The 6,970-nt window shown below is 67.9% G+C and carries 5 protein-coding genes and 3 pseudogenes; 7 read left to right on the top strand and 1 reads right to left on the bottom strand.

Annotated features, from left to right (window positions below):
- Window positions 1-343: 343 nt before the first annotated feature.
- Together GA0115254_RS44655 and GA0115254_RS22880 are read left to right on the top strand one after the other, a co-directional pair.
- Entirely contained in the window at window positions 344-496 is a 153-nt protein-coding gene (locus tag GA0115254_RS44655) for a hypothetical protein (RefSeq protein WP_176740255.1), read from the top strand.
- A gap of 338 nt (window positions 497-834) precedes the next feature.
- On the top strand, window positions 835-1,650 hold the full coding sequence (locus GA0115254_RS22880; protein ID WP_093897170.1) for a M23 family metallopeptidase: 816 nt from the start codon (window positions 835-837) through the stop codon (window positions 1,648-1,650).
- Window positions 1,651-1,806: 156 nt separating this feature from the next.
- On the opposite strand, the gene GA0115254_RS22875 is transcribed toward GA0115254_RS22880, so the two are convergent.
- The gene (locus tag GA0115254_RS22875) at window positions 1,807-2,298 is read right to left on the bottom strand and encodes a hypothetical protein (protein ID WP_093897169.1); all 492 of its coding nucleotides are present in this window, start codon (window positions 2,296-2,298) and stop codon (window positions 1,807-1,809) included.
- Here GA0115254_RS22875 and GA0115254_RS45290 point away from each other — a divergent pair.
- The 5 genes and pseudogenes from GA0115254_RS45290 to GA0115254_RS22850 all read left to right on the top strand — a co-directional run bounded on the left by GA0115254_RS45290 (window position 2,297) and on the right by GA0115254_RS22850 (window position 6,909).
- A pseudogene (locus GA0115254_RS45290) lies at window positions 2,297-3,060 on the top strand (aminoglycoside phosphotransferase family protein). The gene GA0115254_RS22875 and the pseudogene GA0115254_RS45290 overlap by 2 nt on opposite strands.
- A 540-nt stretch (window positions 3,061-3,600) precedes the next feature.
- Window positions 3,601-3,747, top strand: a pseudogene (locus GA0115254_RS22865) (carboxyvinyl-carboxyphosphonate phosphorylmutase); the annotation flags it as partial.
- Window positions 3,748-3,969: 222 nt separating this feature from the next.
- Window positions 3,970-4,877, top strand: a pseudogene (locus GA0115254_RS22860) (TIGR03619 family F420-dependent LLM class oxidoreductase).
- Between the two features lie 10 nt (window positions 4,878-4,887).
- Entirely contained in the window at window positions 4,888-5,673 is a 786-nt protein-coding gene (locus GA0115254_RS22855; RefSeq protein WP_093897167.1) for an SDR family NAD(P)-dependent oxidoreductase, read from the top strand.
- 108 nt (window positions 5,674-5,781) lie between these two features.
- Window positions 5,782-6,909, top strand: coding sequence for an LLM class flavin-dependent oxidoreductase (locus GA0115254_RS22850; protein ID WP_093897166.1), 1,128 nt, complete (start codon window positions 5,782-5,784; stop codon window positions 6,907-6,909).
- Window positions 6,910-6,970 lie beyond the last annotated feature (61 nt).

Raw genomic sequence — 6,970 nt, 5'->3', positions numbered from 1 at the left:
GTACCAATGGTGCGGACGGTGCGACTGGTCCTGCTGGTCCGACGGGTGCGACGGGTCGACGGGTACCAATGGTGCGGACGGTGCGACCGGTCCTGCCGGTCCGACGGGTCCGACGGGTGCGGCCGGTACCAACGGTACCAACGGTACCAACGGTACCAACGGTACCAACGGTGTCGACGGTGCCACCGGCGCCACCGGCCCGACGGGTGCCACCGGCCCGACGGGACCTGTTGGCCCGTCCGTGCAGGCCAACAGCAACGCCACGTCTGTGCCCGCTGGGGGCAGCACCACGGACATCGTGGCCGTGTGCCCTGCCGGAACCGTGCTGACCGGGGGAGGTGCCGTGAGCCAGCTGCAGAACCCGGACATCATCTGGACCGCGAGCTACCCGGACACCGCCACCAACACCTGGCACGTCTCCGCCTACAACAACGGTGCCACCGCGCAGACCGTCCAGTCGTACGCGGTCTGCATTCCCGGCACCGTCGGTCCGTGACGTAACCAGTCCCAAGGGAAATGGACGGGAACCCGCTCAGGGTCCGGGACAGTCCCTGTGATCGCTGCCGCAGCAGATGAAGGGTCTTCTGCTGCGGCAGCTCCATGTCGTCCCCGTGTCGCCTCCGTCGAGTTCCGCAGCCCCCGAGTTCCCATCCGGTGCCATCGCACCGGCGCACGCCGACCGCGCTTCTCCGCAGCGGCAGGCTCGGGTTCTCGGGGGCCGACGGGTCTACTGGGAAAGCTGAACTTCCGGCACTCTTAGGTCCGTTCAACCCGGACTGCTGTCCCCCGTACCCCCGGAACCCCACTCGGATTCGACTCGGAGGCTGACCGCGCATGCGCTCGATACGCATCGCCCTGCTGGGCCTGGTGGCCCTCGTCGCAGGACTGCTGACCGCGACCCCCGCCGCCGCGGCACCGAACTTCAAGGCGCCGTTCCCCTGTGGCCAGACCTGGACCTACAGCCATCACTCGGCGGAAGTAAGACAGGCCCTCGACTTCGTCCGCACCGACGGCGGCGCCACGGCCGGCACCCCCGTCCTCGCCTCGTCCGGCGGGACTGCCCACCGCTACTCCCAGCCCAGCGGTGCGGGCAACTACATCGCCATCGACCACGGCGGCGGCTGGCAGACCTACTACTTCCACCTCGCCTCGTACTCCGTCGCCGACGGCGCCTCCGTCTCCCAGGGGCAGCAGATCGGCGTCACCGGCTCCACCGGCAACAGCAGCGGCGCACACATCCACTACGAGCAGCTGTACAACGGCGTCGGTCAGACCATCGCGATCAACGGCCAGTCACTCGCCCCGTACCCCGGCTCGTACTACAGCAAGTACCTGACCAGCGACAACGGCTGCGGAGGTGGCGGCACGTACTGGGTCGACACCTTCGCCGATGCCACGGGTTACGCGTCGGCCGGCCCGGGCGACGCGCAGGGCGTCCTCAACGCGGGCACGAACTACGTCTACTGCAAGGTGTGGGGCGCCCAGGTCGGCTCCGGCTCCAGCTACAACCACTGGTGGCTGAAGACGGACCTGGACACGGTGTACGCGGGCAAGAACGGGCGCGGCGCGTATGTCTCGGCGTACTACCTGTCCCGCTGGGGCAACGACGAGGCGAGGGACAACAATGGGACGGTGATCCCGGACTGCTGACCGGCACGCCCGGCCGATGCCACTCCCGTCCAGCGGTCGAGGACGGACGGGAATGGCACCCGGCGTCGCGGCCACATGCGAAGGAGACGGCTGCTTCCTTCACCTGCGTGCCGCAGTCCGATGCCGCAAGCCCCCCGTCAGAAGCGGCACTGTCCGCTACGCCTTGCTGTTGTAGTGAGTGATGTCCCAGTGGCTGCCTTCCCGTGCGTAGACATTGCCGGCGGGGGACTTGTACAGAGCGGCCCCGTCGCTACGCTTCCCCGCCTTGGCGAACTTGTGCGTGATGTAGTCGTTGACGCACGAGACCTTGGTGGAGATGTCCGTCTTGTATCCGTTGCGATGGCTGTACGTGCCGGCGCTGTGGCCCTTCTCCGTGCCGCCGGTGACGATCACCTTGCAGCCGCTGACCTTCTTGAAGGCGATCGTGCCCGCGATGGTCGCCTTGTTGATCTGAGTGAATGACGTACACGACTTCTTGTTCCAGTCGGAGCAGTTGCCGCTGGAGGTCCAGGTGATGCCCGCCTTCTTCAGCTGGGCGGCGGCATCCGCGTGCTGGGCGTACTTCGCCGGTGCGGCCTGTGCGGTGCCGGCGGCCAACAGGACCGAAGCGGTAGCGGCGATCACCATGCGGCCGGACAGAAGTCCCATGCGCTTCAAGACGTGCTCCTTGTCTGTCTTACGAGTTCGAACGCTGCTTGGTGGTGCTGGTTCCAAGCGCGGAGAGCCTGCCCAGCGGCGAACGGCCTGCGTATCCACCCTTCAGGTGAAAGGGGCGCGTCGAAGTGGACGCCGTCCCGCCAAGGGCGCGGAGCGGCTGAGCGGCGGATGGACCTCGCAGGTACGACGGCTGGATGTCTCCGGGCCGCAGGGAAGGCGTTCGCTCGTGCTGAGGTCCTTCGTCAAGCCCTTCTTCGTGCGCCATGCGAGACCGGGTGCGGGTACCAGGGTCGACCGGGCGGGCGCGGCTCCGACGGCGGGCGGTGGATGTGATTCGCCGCGAGCCGCCGGCATACACACCTCGGTTCCTGCACCGCGACTTCCACCCGGGCAACGTGCTCTTCACCGGTGCCGGGGCAAACCTGCGTATCAGCGGGGTCGTCGACTGGGTCGAGACCTCCTGGGGCCCCGCCGACCTGGACGTCGCGCACTGTTCCACCGCGCCGGCGCTTCTGCATGGTGTCCCGGCCGGGATGCGCTTTGCCGAGGAGTACACGGGCGCGGGCGGGCGGTTGGCCGTGAGCGGTGCGGACCATCTGTACTGGCGACTGCTGGACGCGCCGGCCTACGCGCCGGACGCGGAGAAGGTCGCGGTCCCGTGGTGGGAACTGGGGCGGACCGATCTGATGCCCGAGGTGCTCACGGCGCGCCTGGAATGGCTATGTGGGGTGCCTGCTCGACCGGTTCGCCTGATCGGCGTCATCGCCGCAACGCCCCACCATGACGTCGCTGCCGGTAGTCGGCGGTCCTTGCGTTCGATGCGTCGGTGATCCGAGGGAAAACGACCATCCGGTTTCGTACGCAGGGTCAAACGCGGCGTGTCCCGGGGTAAAGGGACGGTTATGTCTGTATAGATGTAGGCGTCATCGCGAAGAGGCGTTTCTTCGCGTCCTGTGTGGCACGAGTGCCGTCGTCTCTTCCGTGAGTGTGTGCTGTGCGTGGTGTTTCCGCATTCGTCGCACCAGTGAATCGCTGAATTGTCGATCCATATGCCCCCGATTCGTCCACCGGTGTCTCGGTGGCTCCCGGTCCCGGTGGTGCCGGATTCCGCATCACCTGAGACGGCGTCGTTCAATGCCTATTTCATAAACGGAATCAATGAACTGCCGATTCGGTGCATCGGCGATGCGTCGGACGTCGATGTACGAATCAACGGTTCATTGGCGAGGAGATGCTGTGCGTTACGGGAGTGCGTTGAGGGAGTAATTCCGATCTCCGGGAACGACTCCTCTCATGGGTGTGTACGACATGTATTCGGCGTCCGTCGTGGCCCGGCGCTACGACGGATTCTTCGTGTCCGGATTCGGCTTCGCCGCCTCCGACTACGGGCTCCCTGGCATCGGCTTCATCGCCCGGCCGGGCATGGTTGCCTTCGTCGAGGGCGATGCCGACGATCATGCCGCCCGTCCGACGGTCTCGTCGGCGCCGGGCACCGCTGCTTGACCCGGCCGAGAGGCCGCCGGGTTCGCGCCCGCCTCTTGTCTGATGTGACGTCAGGTACGACGATGGCCCCCGCGCCCGTCATGTGACGATGCGTCAGATTCCCTCGGGGAAGGAGGCCGTCCGGTGCCGATACTGCCCACCGGGCCGCTGTCGTACGGGATGCAGCTGCCGATCCAGTCGCAGAGCACCATCTACGCGGAGGGGTGGGAGGCCGTGGCCACCCCTGCCGACCTCGCCGAGATCGCCCGCACCGCCGACCGCACCGGCTTCGCCTACCTCGCGAGCTGCGACCATGTCGCGATCCCGCGGCGGCTCGCCGGGGTCATGAGCACCGTCTGGTACGACCCGGTCGCCACTCTCGCCTTTCTCGGCGGGATCACCGAGCGGGTCCTGCTGATGAGCCATGTCGCCGTCGTCGGCCTGCGGCACCCGCTGGCCACCGCCAAGCAGTACGCCACCCTCGACCACCTCTGCGGCGGCCGGCTGATCCTCGGGGTCGGGGCCGGGCACGTACCGGAGGAGTTCCAGGCGCTCGGGGCGGATTTCGAGGGGCGGGGCGGGGTCCTCGACGAGACCATCGACGCACTGAAGGCGGCGCTCGGTCCCGAGGAGTACCCGGAGTTCGCGGGGGAGCGGTTCTCCTTCGCCGGGCTCGGGCAGCTGCCGCGCCCGGCCCAGGAACGGGTGCCGGTCTGGGTGGGCGGCTCCTCGCCCGCCGCCGTGCGCCGGGCCGCGGTGCGGGGGACGGCTGGCTGCCGCAGGGTGATCCGCGGGAGAAGCTGCCCGCACAGATCGCCAGGCTGAAGGAGTTGCGCGAGGCGGCCGGGATCGAGGCCTTGATCGTCATCGGCGCGATCACCGAGCCGCTGTACGTCGGTGAGCCGGAGTGGTCCGTCGGGCGGCGCACCCTCACCGGAAAGCCGGAGGTCCTCGCCGAGTCGCTGCGTGAGTACGGGGCCATGGGGGTCCACCAGATCCAGGTGCGGTTCCGCAGTCGGAGCCGCGGCGAACTGACCGACCAGATGGCGGCGTTCGCCGCCGAGGTCGCACCCCATCTCGACAGGTAGGAGTCAGGCCATGGGCAAGCTGGACGGGCGGGTCGTGCTGATCAGCGGCGCGGCGCGCGGACAGGGCGAGCAGGAGGCGCGGCTCTTCGCCGCGGAGGGCGCGCGGGTGGTGATCGCCGATGTGCTCGACGAGCAGGGCGAGGCGCTGGCCAAGGAGCTGGGGGAGGACGCCGCCCGGTTCGTCCATCTGGATGTGAGCCGGGAGGACGAGTGGCAGGCCGCCGTCGCCGCCGCGAAGGACACCTTCGGAAGGATCGACGGACTGGTCAACAACGCGGGGATTCTCCGCTTCAACGAGCTGGTGACCACGCCGCTGGAGGAGTTCCAGCAGGTGGTGCAGGTCAACCAGGTGGGCGCGTTTCTCGGAATCAAGATCGTCGCGCCCGAGATAGCGGCCGCGGGCGGCGGGACCATCGTCAACACCGCCTCGTACACGGGGCTCACGGGCATGGCGTTCGTGGGCGCGTACGCCGCCACCAAGCATGCGGTGCTGGGGCTGACCAAGGTGGCGGCGGTGGAGCTGGCAGCGAAGGGGATACGGGTCAACGCCGTCTGTCCCGGGGCCGTGGACACCGCGATGACCAACCCGGCGGCGCTGGACCCGACCGCGGACCCGGAGGAGTCCAGGGCGGCAGTGGCCGAGCTGTACCGCAAGCTCGTACCGCTGGGGCGGATCGGGCAGCCGGAGGAGGTGGCGGCGCTGGCGCTCTTCCTGACCTCGGACGACTCCTCGTACATCACGGGGCAGCCGTTCGTCATCGACGGCGGCTGGCTGGCGGGTGTCAGTCTGTTCTGAGCAGGGCTGACGATGCGTCAGGTATTGACGCTTGCGGGTGCCGGTGGAACAGTCGGACGCATCGCAATCTGACGGTGTGTCAGAAATGAATGAGGACGGTGAACCCCCTTGGAATTCGGGCTCTTTGTACAGGGGTACGTGCCAGCCGCACGGGCCAAGGCCGACCCCGGGGCAGAGCACAAGGCGCTGATCGAGGAGACCGAGTACGTCATCCAGGCGGACAAGTCCGGTTTCAAGTACGCCTGGGCCTCCGAGCACCACTTCCTGGAGGAGTACTCGCATCTCTCGGCCAACGATGTGTACCTGGGCTACCTCGCACACGCCACCGACCGCATCCACCTCGGATCCGGCATCTTCAACCCGCTCGCCCCCGTCAACCACCCGGTGAAGGTGGCCGAGAAGGTCGCCATGCTCGACCACCTCTCGGAGGGCCGCTTCGAATTCGGCTCCGGGCGAGGGGCCGGCAGTCACGAGATCCTGGGCTTCATGCCGGGCATCACCGACATGAACCACACCAAGGAACTCTGGGAAGAGACCATCGCCGAGTTCCCCAAGATGTGGCTCCAGGACGAGTACGCCGGCTTCCAGGGCAAGCACTGGTCACTGCCGCCGCGCAAGATCCTGCCCAAGCCGTACGGGAAGTCGCACCCGGCGATGTGGTACGCGGCCGGATCGCCGTCCTCGTACGCGATGGCGGGCAGGAAGGGGCTCGGCGTGCTGGGCTTCAGCGTGCAGAAGGTCTCCGACATGGAGTGGGTCGTCGAGTCCTACAAGACGGCCGTCAAGGAGGCCGAACCCGTCGGCGACTTCGTCAACGACAACGTCATGGTCACCTCCACCGCCATCTGCGCCGAGACGCACGCGAAGGCCGTCGAGATCGCGGTGGGCGGCGGGCTGAACTATCTGCAGTCGCTGCTGTTCCGCTACCACGACACGTTCCCCCGGCCCGAGGGCATCCCGGAGTGGCCCGAGCTGCTGCCGGAGTACTCCGAGGAGATCATCGAGCTGCTGATCGCCGAGGAGCTGATGATCTGCGGTGATCCGGACGAGGTGCTGCGGCAGTGCAAGCGGTGGGAGCAGGCGGGGGCGGATCAGCTGAGCTTCGGGCTGCCGATCGGGATGAGCCGCGAGGACACGCTGAACTCGATCAGGTTGATCGGTGAGCACGTGATCCCGGAGATCGACACGGACCCGGTGCATCGGACCTCGCGGTTCCGGGGGGCGGCGGGGGCGTAGGGGGTGGGGTGGGGCGGGGTGCGGGTTCGGTGCGCCTGCGGCGGGCGTTGTCCCCTGCCCG

The organism is Streptomyces sp. Ncost-T10-10d, from assembly GCF_900091955.1.
Classification (GTDB): Bacteria; Actinomycetota; Actinomycetes; order Streptomycetales; family Streptomycetaceae; genus Streptomyces.
This window is presented reverse-complemented; position numbering and strand designations above follow the sequence as displayed.